The organism is Nocardia sp. NPDC005745 (genome assembly GCF_040630775.1).
GTDB lineage: Bacteria > Actinomycetota > Actinomycetes > Mycobacteriales > Mycobacteriaceae > Nocardia.
Genome location: NZ_JBEXYF010000024.1, coordinates 93,626 through 111,988, shown reverse-complemented (window position 1 = coordinate 111,988; position 18,363 = coordinate 93,626). Strand labels below are relative to the sequence as shown.

The window sequence follows — 18,363 nt, the reverse complement described above, 5'->3', positions numbered from 1 at the left end:
TTCCCTCGATTTCGTGGCGCGGCGACTGGTCGGCATGTTCCGTGCCGCTCGGTGCCGTAGCAGGTCACATCCGCGAACACCGCAAAGCGGTGCCACCCCTCAACTCACTTCGATACAGGCCCTAGCGGGCGGGGTTTGGGTGCGCCGTCCGGGCGATATAGCCACGCCGCGCACTGTTCGCTTCCGGATGGGAAGCCGACCTCGACACGTTCCATGGCCACCAACCGTACCCAGTATCCTGGGACGGCGGACGAGTTGGTCGGGCGGCCGCGGCGCTGGGAACGGGCACGGTTGTGCCGCCGCCCGGCGCCGAGGAAAGTCCGGACTCCACAGAGCAGGGCGGTTGCTAACGGCAACCCGGGGTGACCCGCGGGAAAGTGCCACAGAAAACAGACCGCCCACGGCCTTCGGGCCGTGCGGTGAGGGTGAAACGGTGCGGTAAGAGCGCACCAGCGCCCCGGGTGACCGGGGCGGCTTGGTAAACCCCGCCCGGAGCAAGGTCGAAGGTCGCACCGTTCGCGGTGCGGCTGCGCAGGCGCTCGAGGGCTGCTCGCCCGAGCCTGCGGGTGGACCGCTCGAGGTACCCGGCGACGGAGTGCCCAGATGGATGGTCGCCTCCCGGCCCCAGGGCCGGGGACAGGATCCGGCTTACAGACCAGCTCGTCCGCCCGCCGGGCGTGCTTCGCACGTGCGAAGCACGCCTGCGCAGAGCAGGGTCAGCACATGAGTTTGGCCATTTGATAGATCGCCTTGGCCTCTTCGGAGCTGGGCCGGGTGGCGCCGCCCGCGCGCTTGGTGATGTTCGCGACGACGTCGTCCTCCGATTTACCGGCTTTGATGTCCCCGCATGTCTCGGTCAGGATGCTCACGATCTTCGCGTCGTCCTTGCCTTCGGACAGCTTGGGGAACGCGCCGCGGAAGCTGACGAGGAACGCGCCCGCCTTCACACTGTCGACCTGCGCGGCGGCCTGCGTCGCCGTGGTGGTGGCCTGCGAGCCGGCATCGTCGGTCTTGTCGTCCCCGCAACCGGTGAGGAGCAGGGCGAAGAGGGTGGCGCCTGCCGCGAACGCGGCCGTGGTTCTGGCCGCGAGCGCGGCGGTAGTTCTGGTCACGCAGCGGCATGCTAGCGGCCTGCGACGACCGTCGCCTCCCGTCAGGTGAACGGGAGGCGACGAGTAGTGGGAGAAAAGAAACGCGCGGTCAGATCGGGTTGATCACGAAAACCTGCGCCCAATAGGCGGCCTGCTCCGGGCCGAGCAGAGGCAACAGGTAGTCGAACAAAATCGATGACATAGGTATGGAGCTCCCAAATTGTCGACGTGCGGGACATTTCGAAGGCGCGGGCGAACCCGACGCCCGTCACGGCGGGCCACGTTAGCAGCGCGGGCGCGCTCGTGTCTCGGGGCGAGAATTTCCGCTGCCCGATTCGTGCGGAACTGGCCCTGATCGTGATCGACGTCATAAAGTAGTCGCCGTTGGCAAGGCCCGGCGCAGGGCAGCACCGGGCCATTCATACTTCGATCGCGGGAAAGCAGGTCTCAACACATATGCGAGTAGTTCGCTCCATGGTCGCAGGCGCATTGGTCGCAGGCGCCGCTTCGGTTTTCGCGGTGCTGGGTGCGGGTTCCGCCAGCGCCGTCGCGGTGACCCCGCTGCAAGGTGGGGTTCAGGTCGACCTGAGCCCCGCCGACACGGTGTGGGTGCACCAGAATCACGTCGGCCTGGCTCTCGCCGGGTTGCCGCATCCGTCCGCCGCCTCCTTCGGCGAGGCGCTGGACGCCGCGGCCGGGGTCTCGTCCTCGGTGCCCGGTGGCCGGGTCACCTTCACCGTCTACGGTCCGTTCGATCAGTTGAACGGCACCATGCTGGCGCTCCAGTAGGACCGGCGCCTCAGCGTGGAACTCCACCCGCGGATCGTATCGGCGCCGGTCGATTTCGGCGCCATACGTTCGGAGTTCGGCTTGGCCTCGGCGTACCCCGCCGAGGCCAGCGCGGAAGCCCGCGACGCGGTGGACGCGTTCGCGGGCATCCGGGTCGATCGCACGGACATCCCGTTCGTGACGATCGACCCGCCCGGGGCCATGGATCTGGATCAGGCCCTGCACGTCGAACGCACCTCCGGCGGCTTCATCGTGCATTACGCCATCGCCGATGTAGGCGCCGTGATCACCCCCGACGGCGCGCTGGCCGAAGAGTCCGGCGCCAGGGGACAGACCTTCTATCTTCCCGACGGCACCGTGCCGCTGCACCCGCCCGCCTTGTCGGAAGGCTCCGCGAGCCTGCTTCCCGAGCGGACGCGCCCGGCCGCGCTGTGGACCGTCGAACTCGACGAGCAGGCCGAACCGGTGCGGTTCTCGGTGGTCCGTGCCCTGGTGCGCTCGCGGGCCCGGTTCGACTACTTCCGCGTGCAGGCCGACGCCGAGGCCGGTCGGCTGCACCCCTCCATCGCGGCCCTGCCGGAATTCGGCACGCGGCGCATCGAGGCGGGGCTGGCGCGCGGCGCGATCGGGCTGCGGTTGCCCGCGCAAGCCGTGGTCGAGGACGAGCACGCCGACGGGCACTGGCGGCTGGTGGTGGAACCGCGCACCGCCGCCGACGACTGGAACGAACAGGTCTCGCTGCTGACGGGCATGTGCGCGGCGCGGATCATGCTGGACGCGGACGCGCCCGCCAGGGAGCGGGTCGCGCTGCTGCGCACCATGCCGCCACCGTCGGAGTCCGCGATCGATTCGATGCGCCGGACCGCGCAGGCGCTGGGCGTGGCGTGGTCCGACGGCGAATCGGTCGGGCGGATGCTGGCCGGGCTGGATACCGGCACACCCGCGGCGCTGGTACTCATGTCCGAGGCGACAACGCTGCTGCGCGGCGCTTCCTACACCGTGGTCGACGGGGTGACAGGGGAGCCGCCCGCGCCGGAGAATCTGCGGCACAGTGCGATCGGCGCCCCGTACGCGCATGTCACCGCCCCGCTGCGGCGGTTGTCGGACCGGTTCGCGACCGAGATCTGCCTGGCCAGGTGCGCGGGAACCGAGGTGCCGCGCTGGGTGCGCGAGGGTCTGGCGGGCGCGGCCGACGCCATGCGGCGCAGCGACAACGTCGCGGGCAAGCTCGAACGGGCCTGTATCGACCTGACCGAGTCGACCCTGCTGGCGCCGCGGACCGGCGCGGAGTTCGACGCCGTGGTGGTGCGCGAGGCCAACGGCAACCGGCCCGCCGTGGTCTTCGTTCCCGACCCGCCGGTGCTCGGTCCGTGCGTGGGGAATCCGCCGGAAGGCAAGACGGTGCGGGTGCGGCTGCTGTCGGCCGACCCGGTGGAGCGGAAAGTGTCGTTCGAGTACCCGGCGTGAAGGGGTACGGCCGACAGCAGCCGCGCCGCCTCGAGGGGCGGGCAGTCCGAGCCGACTACGGCGCACCGACCGGGAGGCCCCGGTGGTCGAGCCCGGCCACCGAAGAGGTGTTCGGTTCAGGGCTTGCCGCGACCGGCTTCGTGTGGCGTGCGTCGCGAGTCCGACTCACTCGAACAGCGTGGCGGCGGTAGCCGGGTAGCGGCTCAGTTCGCGACCTGCCGCCGCGTCCTCCGCGGCGGCGAGGATCTCGTAGAGCCCGGCGTCCTCGCCCGCGGCGGCGGCCTCGGCTGCGCGGTGCAGGATCGCCGCGTGCGACTCCACCGCGTCCCGGTGATCGCCGAGCACGGTCTGGAGCTTCTTCGCGCGGCTGCCGCGCTCGGCGGCCTCGTCTCCGATCACCTGCTCCGCCGCCTCGCACGCGTATCGCAGCCGCTTGGCGCTCTTGCGGATGTCGTGCAGCAACTCCACCCGGTGCAGCGGGTCGACGGTGGCCTCGGCGCGCACCAGAGACTGCACCCGGTCGAGGTCGCGCCGCAGCACCTCTCCGAAGACGTCCGTCGCGGACGCCGCGGCGCGGGAGTGGCGCAGCGGCGGATCGGTGCGCCAGCTGGACAGTTCGTCGCGCAGCTCGCGGTAGCGCGCGCCGTCCAGTGCGGCCAGCACCTCGTCGTGCGCCGCGCGATAGCGATCGCGCTCGGTGTCGACCAGACGCTCGGTGACGGCGTCGAGGCCGGCCCGCTCGGCATGCTCGGTGAGCAGTTCGGCGAACCGGTCGGCGCGCACCTCCGCGTCTCGCGCCGCGCCGAGCAATCCGGCCAGCCACTTGAGTTCCGCGCCCATCGCCGCGGCGGGTTTCTTCGTGAGCAGTCGGCCGTAGGACCGCAGCACGCTGCGCAGCCTGCGGGTGGCCACCCGCATCTGATGGACCGAATCCGGTGCGTCGGCGCGGACCTCGGGCTCGGCGGCCAAGAGCCGGTCGATGTCCTCGCGCAACGCGGCGACCAGTGCGTTCCCGGCCGTGACCACCGGGCGGACCTCTGCTTTCGCGAATCGGTCGGTCGCTTCGATCAGGTGATGGGTGATGCCTGGTTCGCTCGCCGCGTGCCCGGCGTCGTCGACGATGTGCAGGACCGAGCCGGGCCAGGCGCGATGCAGATCCCACGCGCTGACCGCCGGGCAGACGATGTCGTGACGGCCCTGCACGATCACGGTGGGAATGTGGGTGATGGCGCCGATATCGCGCAGCAGCTGACCCTCGTCGAGGAATCCGCCGTTACGGAAGTAGTGGTTCTCGATGCGCGCGAACGCGAGGGCGAATCGTGGATCGGACGTCTCGGCCACCCGATCGGGATGCGGCAGCAACGAACTCGTCGCGCCTTCCCAGCTGGACCAGGCGATCGCGGCCGTGCGGGCGAGCTGCTCGTCGGGTGCGTGCAGCAGGCGGTGGTAGACCTCGACCAAGTCCCCGTCGCGTTCGTCCTCGGGCACCGGCGCGAGGAACTTCTCCCACTCGTCCGGATAGACGTAGCCGGCGGCGCCGTTGTAGTACCAGTCGATTTCCTTGCGCCGCAGAAGGAAGATCCCGCGCAGCACCATTTCGGTGACGCGGGCGGGATGCCGCTGCGCGTAGGCCAGCGCGAGGGTGGACCCCCACGAGCCGCCGAACACCTGCCAGCGATCGATGCCGAGATGTTCGCGCAACGCCTCGATATCGGAGATCAGATGTCCGGTGGTGTTGTACTCCAGACTCGCGCCGTCGGCCAGGTGCGGGGTGGATCGGCCGCACCCGCGCTGGTCGAACAGCACGATCCGATAGGCGGCCGGATCGAAGAACTGCCGATGGAACGGCGCGGTCCCGCCGCCCGGTCCGCCGTGCAGGAACACCACCGGCTTGCCCTCCGGGTTGCCGCTGACTTCCCAGTAGACCGACTGGCCGTCGCCGACCGCCAGCATGCCGGAGTCGTACGGCTCGATCGCGGGATAGCGGGTGCGCATCCGACCGCCCGGCTCAGAACGCCAGACCGGAGGCCAGATCCGGGATGCCGAGTGCCTCCACGGCCTGCTGACGCACGTCCGGGCAGCTCTTGGTGGTGAGGCGGTCGACGATCGGCTTGTCGGCCAGCACCGCCCCGTTGATGCCGCCGTTGCGCAGCGCCCACTCGTGCACCAGGGCGTTCAGCCCGATCTTGCCCAGGGTGCCGCCCTGGATTCGCCAGTTGGACAGCTCCGGCCGGATCATGTCGCACAGCTGGGCCGCGGCCGCGTCGGAGATCTCCGGGGCCGTCGGCGTGACGCGGCCGGAGGTCGTGCCCGGCGCGCCGGTGGCCGACACCGTGGTCGAACTCGAGCTGCCGGTGGGGGCCGGGTCCGAGTCGCTGCCGCAAGCGGTCAACGCCCCGGCGGCGAATACGCCCGCCACCAGCAGGGTGCTGCGTGAAATCCAACGGCTGTACGGCATGGGTACCTCTGGTCGTGTCGGTAATGTCGGCATCGAGTCTGCCATTGATTTCGGCGACCGGCCCGAACCGGCCGTTTTCGGTGGGAATAGGTCAGCGCGGACGCCGATGTGGCTCGCCGAGCAGATCTTGCGGCACATACGGCACTGCTACGCCCCGGAATTCCCCGTGCCGTCGGGTCTATCGATCGACACGGATCATCGGAAGCTCCGGTCGTACCTTCGCGATGGAGTCGTAGTCGGCGTCCGCGTGAAGGAGCGTCAGGCGGTGCTCGAGCGCGGTGAGAGCGATGACGATGTCCATCGGCGACGGCCCGCGATGATGGCCGATTCGGATCAGATCACGCTGCACCGCCAAGACTTGACGCCAAGGATCGTCGAGTGCGGGGTACCAGCCGAAGGTGCGTCCGAGAACCGCAAAGAACGGTTCGAAATCCTTGCCCGACCGAACGGAAACCATGAGTTCGGCTTCGACCGGCGGGCAGATCGCGACGAGTCCCTGCGCCACCTGGCGTGGCCATGGGTCGTGCACCTGGCCGCGGAGCAGCCGCCACACGGCCGAGGTGTCGGCGAGGTAGGTCAACGCCGGGACCGCTCCTCGCCCGCCAGCACGTCGAAGTCGAGGATTTCTTCGACATTGGCCTGCAGCCAGGCCAAGCCGCGGGCGCGATCATCCGCGGACAACCCCGCTGCGATGGCCAATGCCCGGTTGATCGTGTCACGCTTGGTTCGCGTGCCCAGCTGCTGCTGCGCGAACTCCAGCGCGGCATCATCGAGATCGACTACGGTCCGCGACATACTCCGCACCTCCCTTGATATACAGATATACAACAGTATATCAAGGGAGGGCACGGTGTCAGAAGCTGTGTTCCGGCCCGGGGAAGCTGCCCCGGCGCACTTCGTCGGCGTAGGCCGCGGCGGCGGCGCGCAATTCGTCACCGACGTTGCCGAAGCGCTTGACGAATTTCGCGGTCTTGCCGCTGGTGTAGCCGGCCATGTCCTGCCAGACCAGCACCTGCGCGTCGGTGTCCGCGCCCGCGCCGATGCCGACGGTGGGAATGGTCAGTTTGCGGGTGACCTGCCCCGCCAGCTCGGCCGGGACCATCTCCATGACGACGGAGAACGCGCCCGCCTCCTGAACCGCGATGGCGTCGGCAATCAGTTGCTCGGCGCCGTCGCCGCGGCCCTGCACCCGGAATCCGCCCAGCGTGTTCACGCTCTGCGGGGTGAAGCCGATGTGCGCCATGACCGGGATGCCCGCCGCGGTGATGAGCGCGATCTGCTCGGCCACGCGCTCGCCGCCTTCCAGCTTCACCGCGTGCGCCCCGCCCTCCTTCATGAACCGGGTCGCGGTGGCCAGCGCCTGCTGCGGGGAGGACTCGTAGGTGCCGAACGGCAGGTCGGCCACCACCAGGGCGTGCGGCGCGCCGCGCACCACGCCGCGCACCAGCGGGATGAGTTCGTCCACGGTGATCGGCACGGTGGTGTCGTAGCCGTACACGACATTGGCCGCGGAGTCGCCCACCAGCAGCACGGGAATGCCTGCTTCTTCGAACAGTCGCGCCGAGGAATAGTCGTAGGCGGTCAGCATCGCCCAGCGTTCGCCGTCGGCTTTCATCTGCTGCAAGTGGTGCACCCGAGTCTTGCGCACGACCTTCTCGGTCTTGCCGGGCACTGCACCGTAGGCAGGGGTTTCCGAATCGGATACGGACATCATCGTCCCTTTCGTCTGTGTCGCCTCGGGGCCCGTCCGGGTCCCCGGGATTGTCTGACGAGAATCAGTGTGCCACTCGCCACCGAGGCGGATTAAGGCCGATGACCGGTGCAATTGGTCACAGCGCGGGTTGGGTTCGCCCGGGGCGGTGCCCGCGGTGGCTCGATGGCAATATCGAGGGCATGTCGACGGTGCGAAGTGGGCGCGGTGCGTTCCCGATGGCGGTGCTGGCCTCGGTCGCTGTCCTGATGTCGGGGTGCGCCGTCACCCGCACCGAATCGGGGCAGCCGACGACGGCGCCGCCCACCGGCCTGGAGAAGTTCTACGGGCAGACGGCGCAGTGGGGCGACTGCACCGGATTCGGCGGACCCGACGACCGGCTCCCGCCGAGCACCGAGTGCGCGCGGGTCACCGTGCCGGTGGACTACGCGGCGCCCGACGGACCGACCGCGCAGATCGCGGTTTCCCGGATCCGGGCGACCGGGCGGCGGGTCGGTTCGCTGGTGATGAACCCGGGCGGGCCGGGGGAGTCCGGCCTCGGCCTGTCGTCGCTGGGGAACAAGACGGAGTTGGCCGAGCGCTTCGACCGGATCGGCTTCGACCCGCGCGGTGTCGGCTCCTCCACACCCGTGATCGTCTGCCAGACGCCGCAGGAGCAGGACGCCGAGCGCGCCGAGCCGGAGGAGGACTACACCCCGTCCGGTATCGCCGACGCGGAGGCCGACAACCGCCGGTACGCCGACCGTTGCGCCGAACGCACCGGAAAGGACTTCCTCGCCCATGTCGGCACCCGCGAGGTCGTCCAGGACCTCGACGTCATGCGCGCCGCGCTGGGCGACGCGAAGCTGACCTACGTGGGGTACTCCTACGGCACCAAGATCGGTTCGGCCTACGCGGAGAAGTTCCCCGATCGGGTGCGCGCGATGGTGCTGGACGGCGCCATCGACTCCTCCCAGGACCCGGTTCAGGAGTCGCTGCGGCAGGCGGCGGGCTTCCAGAAGGTGTTCGACGCCTACGCCGCGGACTGCGCGCAGCAGCCGGACTGCCCGCTGGGCGCCGATCCGGCGCAGGCGGTGCCGCGGTTCCGCGCGCTGGTGAATCCGCTGTGGGAGAAGCCCGCGCAGACCACCGATCCGCGCGGCTTGACCTACGGTGACGCGCTCACCGGCGTGCGCCAGGCGCTCTACACCGACGAGTTGTGGAAGGTGCTCACGCTGGGACTGTCGGAGTTGCGCGACGGGCGCGGCGATACGTTGCTGGCGCTGGCCGACCTCTACGACGGCCGCCGCGACGACGGCAGTTACGCCAACACCACCGACGCGTTCAACGCGATTCGCTGCGTGGACGATCCGCGCGTCACCGATCGCGAGGTGACCGGACGCCAGGACGCGCAATACCGCAAAGCGGCCCCGTTCCTGGACGACGGGCACGCCACCGGCGCCGCGCCGCTGGAGTTGTGCACCGCCTGGCCGGTGCCGAACACGAGTGAACCGCACCGCATCTCCGTGCCCGGACTGCCGAAGACGGTGGTGGTCTCGACGACCGAGGATCCGGCGACGCCGTACCAGGCCGGGGTCGACCTGGCCGGGCAGCTGGGCGCCGCGCTGATCACCTACCAGGGCAACCGGCACACGGTGGCGCTGGCCGGCGGCGTGCCGTGCGTGGACGACGCGGTCATCGCCTATCTGGTCGACCTGACCGAACCCGCTCCCGGTCTCACCTGCTGAGCCGGGCGGGCGCGGTTGCTGGTCGGTGACATCGTTCGGCCCGGTCCGGAAAAAACTCACAAACGGGACGATCCGGCTGTGCGGAGTCTTCCGAAAACATCCAGGTCAGCAATCTTAAGCGTGTATGTAACACAGATTTAACGCCGGATGCTTACGCTCGCGGGCATGGATCGCCAGAAGGAATTCGTGCTGCGGACGCTCGAAGAGCGGGACATCCGCTTCGTACGTCTCTGGTTCACCGACGTCTTGGGCTACCTGAAGTCCGTCGCGATCGCGCCCGCCGAACTGGAAGGCGCGTTCGAAGAGGGTATCGGCTTCGACGGCTCGGCCATCGAGGGCTTCGCCCGGGTCTCCGAGGCCGACATGGTCGCCCGGCCCGATCCGTCGACCTTCCAGGTGCTGCCGTGGGCCACCAGCAAAGGCCACCAGCACTCCGCGCGCATGTTCTGCGACATCACCATGCCCGACGGCTCGCCGTCCTGGGCCGACCCGCGCCACGTGCTGCGCCGCCAGCTGAACAAGGCGGGCGACGTCGGCTTCAGCTGCTACGTGCACCCCGAGATCGAGTTCTTCCTGCTGGAGAACGGTCCGCACGGCGGTGCGCCGGTGCCCGCCGACAGCGGCGGCTTCTTCGACCAGGCCGTGCACGATTCGGCGCCGAACTTCCGCCGCCACGCCATCGACGCGCTGGAGTCCATGGGCATCTCCGTGGAGTTCAGCCACCACGAGGGCGCTCCCGGCCAGCAGGAGATCGACCTGCGCTACGCCGACGCGCTGTCCATGGCCGACAACGTGATGACTTTCCGCTACCTGATCAAGGAAGTGGCCATCGACGAGGGCGTGCGCGCGACCTTCATGCCCAAGCCGTTCGCCGAATACCCGGGCTCGGCGATGCACACGCACATGAGCCTGTTCGAGGGCGAGACCAACGCCTTCCACGACCCCGACGACCCGCAGAACCTGTCGGAGACGGCGCGCGCGTTCATCGCGGGCATCCTCGAGCACGCCTCGGAGATCAGCGCGGTCACCAATCAGTGGGTGAACTCCTACAAGCGTCTCATTCACGGCGGCGAGGCTCCCACCGCCGCCTCGTGGGGCCGGTCCAACCGCTCGGCCCTGGTGCGCGTGCCGATGTACACGCCGAACAAGTCGTCCTCGCGCCGCGTCGAGATCCGCAGCCCCGATTCCGCGTGCAACCCTTACCTGACCTTCGCCGTGCTGCTCGCGGCCGGTTTGCGGGGCATCGAGAAGGGCTACACGTTGCCGCCGGAGGCGGAGGACGACGTGTTCGCGCTGACCGTCGCGGAGCGTCGCGCGATGGGCTTCCGCGAGCTGCCGGGCACGCTGGACGAGGCGCTGCAGGCGATGGAGCGCTCCGAACTGGTCGCCGAGACCCTCGGCGAGCACGTGTTCGACTTCTTCCTGCGCAACAAGCGCCGGGAGTGGGCGGATTACCGCAGCCAGGTCACGCCGTTCGAGCTCAAGGAATACCTGGGGTTGTGATCCGGGTGATGTCCGGGGGCGGCGTGCCCCCGGTCGCGGCCATGTAATTTGAGAACCATGGTCCGGCCCCCGTCTGCGCGCTCCGCCGTCCCCGGTGTCGGCCGGCTCGGATTGCTCGAGCCGTCCGCCGCCGCGTCGCTGCGCGAATTGGGCTGGGACAATGTCGAGAGCATTCCCGTGCTCTGGGCACTGTCCCGCGCGCCGGACGCCGACCTCGCGTTGAGCACGCTGATGCGGTTGCGCGAGAGCATCGCCGACGGCTGGGACGCCATCGATTCGGCGATCCGCACCGATAGCTCCCTGCGGGGCAGGCTGTTCGCGCTGCTCGGTTCGTCCAGCGCGCTGGGCGATCATCTCGTGGCGGCGCCGTCGGCATGGGAGGTCCTGCGCCGCAAGGAGTTACCCGATCGCGACGAGCTGATCGCCGACCTGCTCGGGGTGGTCGAGGCCGAGCCCGCGCACGGGCCCCGCGCAGCCGAGACGGCGTCGCAGCGCGACTCGATCGGGGGTGGCGGTCGGGAGGCGGGCGAGCTGCTGTTTCGCGCCGGGCTCTCGGGACCCGACGTGGTGGCGTCGTTGCGCAAGCGGTACCGCGACCAGTTGATGCTGCTGGCCGCGCTGGATCTGGCGGCAACGGTGGAGAACGAGCCCGTGTTGCCCTACCAGGTGGTCGGCCGTCATCTCACCGACCTGGCCGATGCCGCCCTGACCGCGGCGCTGGCGGTCGCGGTGGCGCGGGTCTGCAAGGACGAGCCGGTGCCGGTGCGGTTGGGCGTGATCGCGATGGGCAAGTGCGGCGCGCGCGAGCTGAACTATGTCAGCGACGTCGACGTGGTGTTCGTCGCCGAGCCCGCCGACGCCACCGCCACGCGCTTGGCCGCGGAGATGATGAGCGTCGCGAGCCAGGCGTTCTTCGAGGTCGACGCGGCGCTGCGGCCGGAGGGCAAAGCCGGTGCCCTGGTGCGAACGCTGGATTCGCACATCGCCTACTACAAGCGGTGGGCCCGCACCTGGGAGTTCCAGGCGCTGTTGAAGAACCGTCCGGCGACGGGTGATCTCGCGCTCGGCGAGCAATACCGCGCCGCGCTGATGCCGATGGTGTGGTCGGCGTCGGAGCGCCCCGATTTCGTCGCCGACGTCCAGGCGATGCGCCGCCGCGTGGAAGATCTGGTGCCCGCCGATCTGCGCGAACGCGAACTCAAGCTCGGGCGCGGCAGCCTCCGGGACGTCGAGTTCGCCGTGCAGCTACTGCAATTGGTGCACGGGCGGGTGGACGAGACACTGCACGTGCAGGGCACCGTCGAGGCGCTCGGCGCGCTGGCCGCAGGCGGATACGTCGGCCGCGACGACGCGGCCAATCTCACCGCGTCCTACGAATTCCTGCGGCTGCTGGAACACCGGCTGCAACTCCAGCGGCTGCGTCGCACCCATACGCTGCCCGCCGCCGACGACGAGGAGGGTATGCGCTGGCTGGCCCGCGCCGCGCACATCCGGCCCGACGGCAGGCAGGACGCGGTGGGCGTGCTGGACAGCGAGATCCGCCGGAACGCGGTGCGCGTCCGCCGATTACACGCCAAGCTGTTCTACCGGCCGCTGCTGGAATCGGTGGCGCGACTGGACTCCGCCGCGCTGCGCCTGAGTCCCGAGGCCGCCATCCGGCAGCTGGCCGCGCTCGGCTACGCGGCGCCCGAACACGCCCTCGGTCACCTCAAGGCCCTGACCGGCGGCGTGTCCCGCAAAGGCCGCATCCAAGCCCTGTTGCTACCGACGCTGCTCGAATGGCTCGGCGACACACCGAATCCCGATGCGGGCCTGCTGGCCTACCGCCGCGTATCGGAGGGGCTGGCCGATCAGATCTGGTTCCTGCGCGAACTACGCGACGAGGGCGCGATCGCGCAGCGGCTCATGATCGTGCTCGGCTCCTCGGAGTATCTGCCCGATCTGCTGATCAACGCGCCCGAGACGATCCGGATGTACGCCGACGGGCCCGGCGGTCCGCTGCTGCTCGGCCCGCAGCCCGACGAGGTGGCTCGCGGCATCCTCACCGCCGCCGCGCGCTACGAGGACCCGAAACGCGCGGTAGCCGCGGCGCGTTCGCTGCGCAGGCACGAACTCGCGCGGGTGGCGTCGGCCGATCTGCTCGGCATGCTCGAAGTGCCGCAGGTGTGCCGGGCGTTGTCGTCGGTGTGGGTCGCGGTGCTCGAGGCGTCGTTGCTCGCGGTGATCCGGGCGAGTGAGGCGGAGCGGGGTGCGCCCGCGCCCGCCGACATCGCGGTGATCGGTATGGGCAGGCTCGGCGGCATGGAACTCGGCTACGGCTCGGATGCGGACGTGCTGTTCGTCTGTGACCCGCGGCCCGGGGAGGACGAGACCAAGGCCGTCAAATGGGCGATCGGGGTGGCCGACCGGGTGCAGCAGCTGCTCGGTGCGCCGAGCACCGACCCGCCGCTGCACGTGGACGCAGGGTTGCGTCCGGAGGGACGCAACGGCGCGCTGGTGCGCACGCTGGCCGCCTACGCCGCGTACTACGAGCAGTGGGCGCAGCCCTGGGAGGTGCAGGCGCTGCTGCGCGCCAACCAGGTGGCCGGTGCCGAGGAACTCGGGTTGCGATTCCTGCACGTCATCGACAAGGTGCGGTACCCGGCGGGCGGGGTGTCGGCCGAGTCGGTGCGCGAGATCCGGCGCATCAAGGCCAGGGTGGATGCCGAGCGGCTGCCCCGCGGCGCCGATCCGGCCACGCACACCAAGCTGGGACGCGGGGGGCTGGCCGACATCGAGTGGACGGTCCAGCTCGTGCAGCTGCGCCATGCCCACGAGGTGCCAGGTCTGCACAACACCTCCACGCTGGAAGCGCTGGACGTGATCGAGCAGACCGGCCTGCTGGACGGGCAGGACGTGGCGCTGCTGCGCGACGCGTGGCTGACCGCCACCAACGCCCGCAACGCCTTGGTGCTGGTGCGCGGCAAGCCGAGCGATCAGCTTCCGGGGCCCGGCCGCCTTTTGTCCGCCGTCGCACGCGTCGCGGGGTGGCCCAACGACGACGGCAGCGAATTCCTCGATCACTACATGCGCGTCACCCGGCGCGCCAAAGCCGTCGTCGAACGAGTCTTCGGCGCGTGAGCGGCTCCCGCGCGGGCTCTCACTCGTCCGGTGTCACGAACCGAGGGCGAGGCCGGTGCGGGCCGCGCGTTGTTCGCCCCAGTCGTAGAGCGCGGTGAGGACGGGCACGAGAGTGTGGCCTTCGTCGGTGAGGGTGTATTCGACCTGCGGCGGCACCGTGTCGAAGACGGTACGCCGGACCAGGCCGTCGGATTCCAGTTCGCGCAACTGCTGGACCAGCATCTTCTCGCTGGTCGTCGGCATCCGCCTGCGCAGCTCGCCGTAGCGGTGCACGCCCTCTTTCAGGTGGGCGAGGATCACCGGCTTCCACTTGCCGCCGATCAGGTCGACGGTCACCTCCACGGCGCAGTGGTAGCGCTTGTCGGGCACATGTCCTCCGGGTACTCACTGAAAAGTGCGTTCTTGTAACACTGTAATCATCGCGATTCCATGGATGCCGTTCAGAGGAACCATCGCGGACATGGAGTGAAATTCTATGAAGGTCATCGTTTTCGACCGATTCAAGCCCGGCGTCACACTGGAGACGATCAACCCCTATCTGCCCGAGGAGGTCGCCAATGTGTGGCGGCTGTGGAAGGCGGGCATCGTCCGGGAGAACTACGCCCGCGCCGACGAGCCCGGTGTGGTCATCGTCTTCGAGGTCGACAGCGTCGAGCAGGCGCGCAAGTACGTCGCGGACTTCCCGCTGACCAAGGCCGGGTACCTGGAGTGGACCTTCGTGCCGGTGCAGGCGCCGTTGCCGCTGGAGGCGCTGATGGACCCGGCCGTCGACGTCGCCGAGCCCTACGACCGGACCGCGTGAGCATGCGACACGCCTTCGGCCTGAGCATCCCGGGGACCGTACCCGAGGCCTGCGATCCCGCGCGGATGGCGCTGCTCATCTACGACATGCAGGTCGGCATCGTGCGGCAGATCCCGGATGCCGAGAAGATCGTGCGCGCCTGCGTGCGACTGCGCGACGCCGCGCGGGCGGGCGGTTTCCGCGTCTTCTACACCCGGCACATGTCGCTGCCGGTCGCGGCCTCGGGCGTCGCCCAGTTGCGCACCGCCATGTCCTGGCAGCGCGTGGACGACCCCGGAGAGCTGCGCTCCAGCTTCCCGCAGGGCTCCGCGCAGTTCCAGCTGGTACCCGAGCTGACGCCCGGGCCGGACGAGGTGGTATTCGACAAGATCACCATGTCGGCGTTCGCGGCGACCCCGCTGGATTTCGCGCTGCGCGACTGCGGCATCGACACCTACGCCGTGGCGGGCATCGCCATGGAGGTCGGCATCGAGCCGACCGTCCGGCACAGCCTCGATCTGGGTTATCTGCCGATCGTCGTCACCGACGCGTGCGGTGCCGGGCATCGGGAAGCGGCCGAAAGATCGTTTGCCACACTGCAATTCGCGGGTGGCTCGCTCACAACGGACACCGCGGTACTCATCGAGTCCATGAGTCGGCCCTCCCGCTGACGCCGTCGAACCGCTGCGCGCCGCCCACCGGTCCAGGGTCGTGGTCGTAAGCTCGCCCGGTCGCCTTCCGGCTCATCGACGCCTGTGGGCGAGGCCGCCTTTCGGTGGGGTGTTCGCAGCACCGGTCAAGGATTGGAAACGGTCGACGAACCGGCGGATCGCCAACCGGTCCTCGTCACCGAGCCCGTTCGCGGCCGTGACGGTGACCATGGTGCCGGAGTCGATCCGCAGGATGTCCCAGGCCACCGGCAGGACGGGCGCGTGCACACTGCGCCCGTTACCGCTGACCGTGATGGACGAACGGCAGAGACCCGGAATCCAGGCCAGCTCTTGGGCGATCTCGGCCGTGAGCGGCCCCTGCGCGGGAAATTCCTCGACGTACATCCTCGACCTCGTCACGTCGTCGGTGGTGAGCCAGTGTAGCCGGGCCGGAATCCGCTCGGACCACACAGAACGCACACCTTCGCTCCATCGCGTCTTCGCGGATCTTGCCTAGGCTCGACCACATGCGTGAATGGATGGGCCGGGCATTGCTCGGTGTGGGGTGGTGCGCTGTCGCTGCGGGCGCCGTCGGACTCGTGCTGCATTTCGGCGCATGGCAGCGGCGCGGGCTGGTGCTGCTCGCCTCGGGGGCGACGTACCTGATGATCGGCGCCATCGCGGGTGTGGTGCTGCTGCTGATCGCGCGCGGGTGGCGCAGCGCGGCCGTCGCCGGGGTGCTGGCGGCGGCCGTGCTGTGGACGCTGGTGCCCGCGTTCGTACCGGAAGGGCGGGCCGCGAACGGTCCGCAGCTCACCGTCATGCAGTCGAATCTGCTGTTCGGCGGCGCCGATCCGGCCGCCGTGGTGCGCGCGGTGCGGGACAACCACGTCGACGTGCTGACGGTCGACGAACTGACCGGTGCCGCGGTCGAGCGGCTGGCGGACGCCGGCCTGCTCGGCGAATTGCCCTATCACTACACCGAGCCCACCCGCGATGGCGGTGGTGGGACCGGCATCTACAGCCGATACCCGCTGCGCGACAACAGAAAGTACGACGGCTACCTCCTCAACAATGTCTCCGCGACGATGGATCACCCCGAGCGTGGGCCGATCACCGTCTTCGCGTTCCATCCCGTTCCGCCGCCGTTCGATTTCCCGGCGTGGCAAGCGGAAATGCGCAGAACCCGCGAGATCCTCGACGCGCACCGAGGTCCCGCCATCGTGGGCGCCGACTTCAACGCGACTCGCGACCACGCGGCCTACCGTGACCTCTTGCGCGGCCGCTTCGCCTCGGCCGCCGACCAGACCGGTGCGGGCCTGCTGCCCACCTTTCCCGAGGACCGCGTCTGGGGCCCGGTGATCGGCATCGATCACATCCTCCTGGCCGACGCCACCGCCGAGGAGTTGCGGACGCTCTCCATCCCCGGCTCGGATCATCGAGCGCTGGTCTCTCGCATCCGCCTGCGCTGACCGGGAGCTCGCACCCACCTGCGCGAAGACGTTGCGGGCCTTGCGAAGCCGGCGACAATCGTGGCCGCGATGATGCGCGAAGCCGGTTCGCGGCGATTACGATGTGAGCGCTCGGCGGGCCCGAGACGCGGTACTCGGGGAGGCGGGTTCGATGACGAAGAACAGGCGATTCGGCGTGGTGGCCGTGCTCGCGGTGCTGACCGCCGTGCTCGCCGGTTGCGCAGCAGGAACGAACGACCTTGCGGCGCAGCATGTCTCGCCGTCGGCCGACACCTGGGAGCTGGCCGGATCCATGACGGCTTCCGGCCCGAACGGCCCGCGCAAGGGCGTGGCGGACGCGCCGCTCACGGCGGAGAACGGCGACGGCGGCGCCATGGACAAGCTGGCCCTCAATGCCATCGCCGACGTCCAGGACTTCTGGGCCACCGAGTACCCCGAGTACTTCCCCGGCACGCTCGAGCCGGTGACCAGGTACATCTCCTGGGACGCCAAGGCGCCGAAGGCCCAGTCGGTCAAGTTCTGTAAGTCCGACACCTACCAGGTGGTGAACGCCGCCTACTGCGGCGGCGACCACACCATCGGCTGGGATCGGGGCGTCCTGCTGCCGAAACTGGTGCAGAAGTACGGTGAGATGGCGGTGGTGATGGTGCTGGCCCACGAGTACGGGCACGCCATCCAAGGGCAGGCGAAGCTGGCGGGTCTGCTGACCCCGCCGCTCGTGCAGGAACAGCAGGCCGATTGCCTCGCCGGTGTCTTCCTGCGCCACGTGGCCGAGGGGAATTCGGCGCACTTCGCGCTCAACACCACCGACGGCCTCAACGCCGTGCTCGGCGCCACGGTGGCCGTGCGCGACCGGGACCCGAACGATCCGGAGAACGTGCACGGCTCGGCCTTCGAGCGGGTGACCGCGGTGCAGATCGGCTACACCGACGGCGCCGACGGATGCAAGAAGATCTCCAGGAAGGAGATCGCGCAGCGCCGCGGCGATCTGCCCACCACCTTCGAGCCCGGCGAGGAGCAGGCCCAGCTCCCGGTGGATGCCGCCGCGCTGACCAGTCTCGGCCAGGCGCTGACCGAGATCTTCCCGGTTACGCGGCCGCCGCAATTCGACTACTCCGGTGTCGGTCGCGGCTGCTCGGACGTCACCGTCACCCGGCCGGTGTCGTACTGCCCTGCCGCCAACCGGATCGGCACCGACGTCCCCGCCCTGGCCCGGCGCGGCGGACCGATGGCGGGCGACGACCCGCTGTCGGCGGTGGTGGACGGCGACTACAACGCGTTCGTCGTCTTCGTGTCGCGGTATGTGCTCGCGGTGCAACAGGATCGCAAGCTGTCGCTGACCGGCGCGGAGACGGCCGGTCTGCGCACCGCCTGCCTCAGCGGCGCGGTGACCACCATGCTGAGCAGGCCGGGCAGCGATCCGCACCTGTCCGCGGGCGATCTGGACGAAGCGGTCTCCGGCCTTCTCGCCGACGGCGCGGCGGCCGCCGATGTGAACGGCAAGGTCGTGCCGAGCGGCTACCAGCGGCTGGAAGCTTTCCGCACCGGCGTCCTGGACGGCGAGAGCGCCTGCCTGGCCCGGTTCCGGTAGGCG

The 18,363-nt window shown here is 69.6% G+C and carries 17 protein-coding genes, 1 other RNA gene and 1 pseudogene; 10 read left to right on the top strand and 9 right to left on the bottom strand.

Annotated elements, in window-relative coordinates; translation table 11 throughout:
• The first annotated feature begins 251 nt into the window (after positions 1–251).
• Positions 252–667, top strand: an RNA gene (gene rnpB, locus ABZ420_RS24385) — RNase P RNA component class A.
• A 49-nt stretch (positions 668–716) separates the two neighbouring features.
• Here the strand turns inward: rnpB and ABZ420_RS24380 are convergent.
• Entirely contained in the window at positions 717–1,112 is a 396-nt protein-coding gene (locus ABZ420_RS24380; RefSeq protein WP_357126841.1) for a hypothetical protein, read from the bottom strand.
• A gap of 453 nt (positions 1,113–1,565) precedes the next feature.
• Here ABZ420_RS24380 and ABZ420_RS24375 point away from each other — a divergent pair, with 453 nt between their 5' ends.
• Together ABZ420_RS24375 and ABZ420_RS24370 are read left to right on the top strand one after the other, a co-directional pair.
• Positions 1,566–1,880: a hypothetical protein gene (locus tag ABZ420_RS24375; protein WP_245660131.1), complete on the top strand. Its 315-nt coding sequence runs from the start codon at positions 1,566–1,568 to the stop codon at positions 1,878–1,880.
• Positions 1,881–1,895: 15 nt separating this feature from the next.
• Positions 1,896–3,347, top strand: a complete 1,452-nt coding sequence (locus ABZ420_RS24370; protein WP_357126838.1) for an RNB domain-containing ribonuclease — start codon at positions 1,896–1,898, stop codon at positions 3,345–3,347.
• Positions 3,348–3,512: 165 nt separating this feature from the next.
• On the opposite strand, the gene ABZ420_RS24365 is transcribed toward ABZ420_RS24370, so the two are convergent.
• From ABZ420_RS24365 to panB, 6 genes and pseudogenes are all read right to left on the bottom strand, one after another.
• On the bottom strand, positions 3,513–4,373 hold the full coding sequence (locus ABZ420_RS24365; protein WP_357126859.1) for a CHAD domain-containing protein: 861 nt from the start codon (positions 4,371–4,373) through the stop codon (positions 3,513–3,515).
• 21 nt (positions 4,374–4,394) lie between these two features.
• A pseudogene (pip, locus tag ABZ420_RS24360) lies at positions 4,395–5,342 on the bottom strand (prolyl aminopeptidase); the annotation flags it as partial.
• 13 nt (positions 5,343–5,355) lie between these two features.
• Positions 5,356–5,805 (bottom strand): hypothetical protein, encoded by a 450-nt coding sequence (locus ABZ420_RS24355; protein ID WP_040865762.1) that lies wholly within the window; start codon positions 5,803–5,805, stop codon positions 5,356–5,358.
• Between the two features lie 178 nt (positions 5,806–5,983).
• Complete coding sequence (locus tag ABZ420_RS24350; RefSeq protein WP_357126835.1) at positions 5,984–6,385, bottom strand: PIN domain nuclease; 402 nt, start codon at positions 6,383–6,385, stop codon at positions 5,984–5,986.
• Entirely contained in the window at positions 6,382–6,600 is a 219-nt protein-coding gene (locus tag ABZ420_RS24345; protein WP_357126832.1) for a DUF2191 domain-containing protein, read from the bottom strand. The genes ABZ420_RS24350 and ABZ420_RS24345 overlap by 4 nt, the downstream gene beginning before the upstream one ends.
• A gap of 58 nt (positions 6,601–6,658) precedes the next feature.
• A complete protein-coding gene (gene panB, locus ABZ420_RS24340; RefSeq protein WP_357126856.1) occupies positions 6,659–7,516 on the bottom strand; it encodes a 3-methyl-2-oxobutanoate hydroxymethyltransferase in 858 nt (285 codons plus the stop codon).
• A 182-nt stretch (positions 7,517–7,698) separates the two neighbouring features.
• On the opposite strand from panB, the gene ABZ420_RS24335 reads away from it, so the two are divergent.
• The 3 genes from ABZ420_RS24335 to ABZ420_RS24325 all read left to right on the top strand — a co-directional run bounded on the left by ABZ420_RS24335 (position 7,699) and on the right by ABZ420_RS24325 (position 13,866).
• Positions 7,699–9,243 carry an alpha/beta hydrolase gene (locus tag ABZ420_RS24335; protein ID WP_357126829.1) on the top strand — a complete coding sequence of 515 codons (1,545 nt, stop codon included), beginning with the start codon at positions 7,699–7,701 and terminating at the stop codon, positions 9,241–9,243.
• A gap of 165 nt (positions 9,244–9,408) precedes the next feature.
• The gene (locus ABZ420_RS24330; RefSeq protein ID WP_357126826.1) at positions 9,409–10,746 is read left to right on the top strand and encodes a glutamine synthetase family protein; all 1,338 of its coding nucleotides are present in this window, start codon (positions 9,409–9,411) and stop codon (positions 10,744–10,746) included.
• Between the two features lie 57 nt (positions 10,747–10,803).
• Positions 10,804–13,866, top strand: a complete 3,063-nt coding sequence (locus ABZ420_RS24325; protein ID WP_357126823.1) for a bifunctional [glutamine synthetase] adenylyltransferase/[glutamine synthetase]-adenylyl-L-tyrosine phosphorylase — start codon at positions 10,804–10,806, stop codon at positions 13,864–13,866.
• A gap of 33 nt (positions 13,867–13,899) precedes the next feature.
• Here the strand turns inward: ABZ420_RS24325 and ABZ420_RS24320 are convergent, their stop codons facing one another.
• Positions 13,900–14,235 carry a helix-turn-helix domain-containing protein gene (locus ABZ420_RS24320; RefSeq protein ID WP_357126820.1) on the bottom strand — a complete coding sequence of 112 codons (336 nt, stop codon included), beginning with the start codon at positions 14,233–14,235 and terminating at the stop codon, positions 13,900–13,902.
• A gap of 106 nt (positions 14,236–14,341) precedes the next feature.
• Between ABZ420_RS24320 and ABZ420_RS24315 the strand changes: the two genes are divergently transcribed.
• A complete protein-coding gene (locus ABZ420_RS24315) occupies positions 14,342–14,668 on the top strand; it encodes a hypothetical protein (RefSeq protein ID WP_043722338.1) in 327 nt (108 codons plus the stop codon).
• A 2-nt stretch (positions 14,669–14,670) separates the two neighbouring features.
• A complete protein-coding gene (locus ABZ420_RS24310; RefSeq protein WP_357126854.1) occupies positions 14,671–15,318 on the top strand; it encodes a cysteine hydrolase in 648 nt (215 codons plus the stop codon).
• A 72-nt stretch (positions 15,319–15,390) separates the two neighbouring features.
• Here ABZ420_RS24310 and ABZ420_RS24305 read toward each other — a convergent pair whose 3' ends face one another.
• Positions 15,391–15,777 carry a hypothetical protein gene (locus ABZ420_RS24305; RefSeq protein WP_357126818.1) on the bottom strand — a complete coding sequence of 129 codons (387 nt, stop codon included), beginning with the start codon at positions 15,775–15,777 and terminating at the stop codon, positions 15,391–15,393.
• 47 nt (positions 15,778–15,824) lie between these two features.
• On the opposite strand from ABZ420_RS24305, the gene ABZ420_RS24300 reads away from it, so the two are divergent.
• Positions 15,825–16,769: an endonuclease/exonuclease/phosphatase family protein gene (locus ABZ420_RS24300; protein WP_357126815.1), complete on the top strand. Its 945-nt coding sequence runs from the start codon at positions 15,825–15,827 to the stop codon at positions 16,767–16,769.
• A gap of 151 nt (positions 16,770–16,920) precedes the next feature.
• Positions 16,921–18,360, top strand: a complete 1,440-nt coding sequence (locus tag ABZ420_RS24295; RefSeq protein ID WP_357126812.1) for a metallopeptidase — start codon at positions 16,921–16,923, stop codon at positions 18,358–18,360.
• Positions 18,361–18,363: the final 3 nt, after the last annotated feature.

Excerpts from the sequence above, each read along its gene's own strand:
- ABZ420_RS24315 (WP_043722338.1), top strand. The coding sequence starts at position 14,342 with ATGAAGGTCATCGTTTTCGACCGATTCAAGCCCGGCGTCACACTGGAG.
- ABZ420_RS24310 (WP_357126854.1), top strand. The coding sequence starts at position 14,671 with ATGCGACACGCCTTCGGCCTGAGCATCCCGGGGACCGTACCCGAGGCC.
- ABZ420_RS24330 (WP_357126826.1), top strand. The coding sequence starts at position 9,409 with ATGGATCGCCAGAAGGAATTCGTGCTGCGGACGCTCGAAGAGCGGGAC.
- ABZ420_RS24375 (WP_245660131.1), top strand. The coding sequence starts at position 1,566 with ATGGTCGCAGGCGCATTGGTCGCAGGCGCCGCTTCGGTTTTCGCGGTG.
- panB (WP_357126856.1), bottom strand. The coding sequence starts at position 7,516 with ATGTCCGTATCCGATTCGGAAACCCCTGCCTACGGTGCAGTGCCCGGC.
- ABZ420_RS24295 (WP_357126812.1), top strand. The coding sequence starts at position 16,921 with ATGACGAAGAACAGGCGATTCGGCGTGGTGGCCGTGCTCGCGGTGCTG.
- ABZ420_RS24335 (WP_357126829.1), top strand. The coding sequence starts at position 7,699 with ATGTCGACGGTGCGAAGTGGGCGCGGTGCGTTCCCGATGGCGGTGCTG.
- ABZ420_RS24325 (WP_357126823.1), top strand. The coding sequence starts at position 10,804 with ATGGTCCGGCCCCCGTCTGCGCGCTCCGCCGTCCCCGGTGTCGGCCGG.
- ABZ420_RS24345 (WP_357126832.1), bottom strand. The coding sequence starts at position 6,600 with ATGTCGCGGACCGTAGTCGATCTCGATGATGCCGCGCTGGAGTTCGCG.
- ABZ420_RS24300 (WP_357126815.1), top strand. The coding sequence starts at position 15,825 with ATGCGTGAATGGATGGGCCGGGCATTGCTCGGTGTGGGGTGGTGCGCT.
- ABZ420_RS24355 (WP_040865762.1), bottom strand. The coding sequence starts at position 5,805 with ATGCCGTACAGCCGTTGGATTTCACGCAGCACCCTGCTGGTGGCGGGC.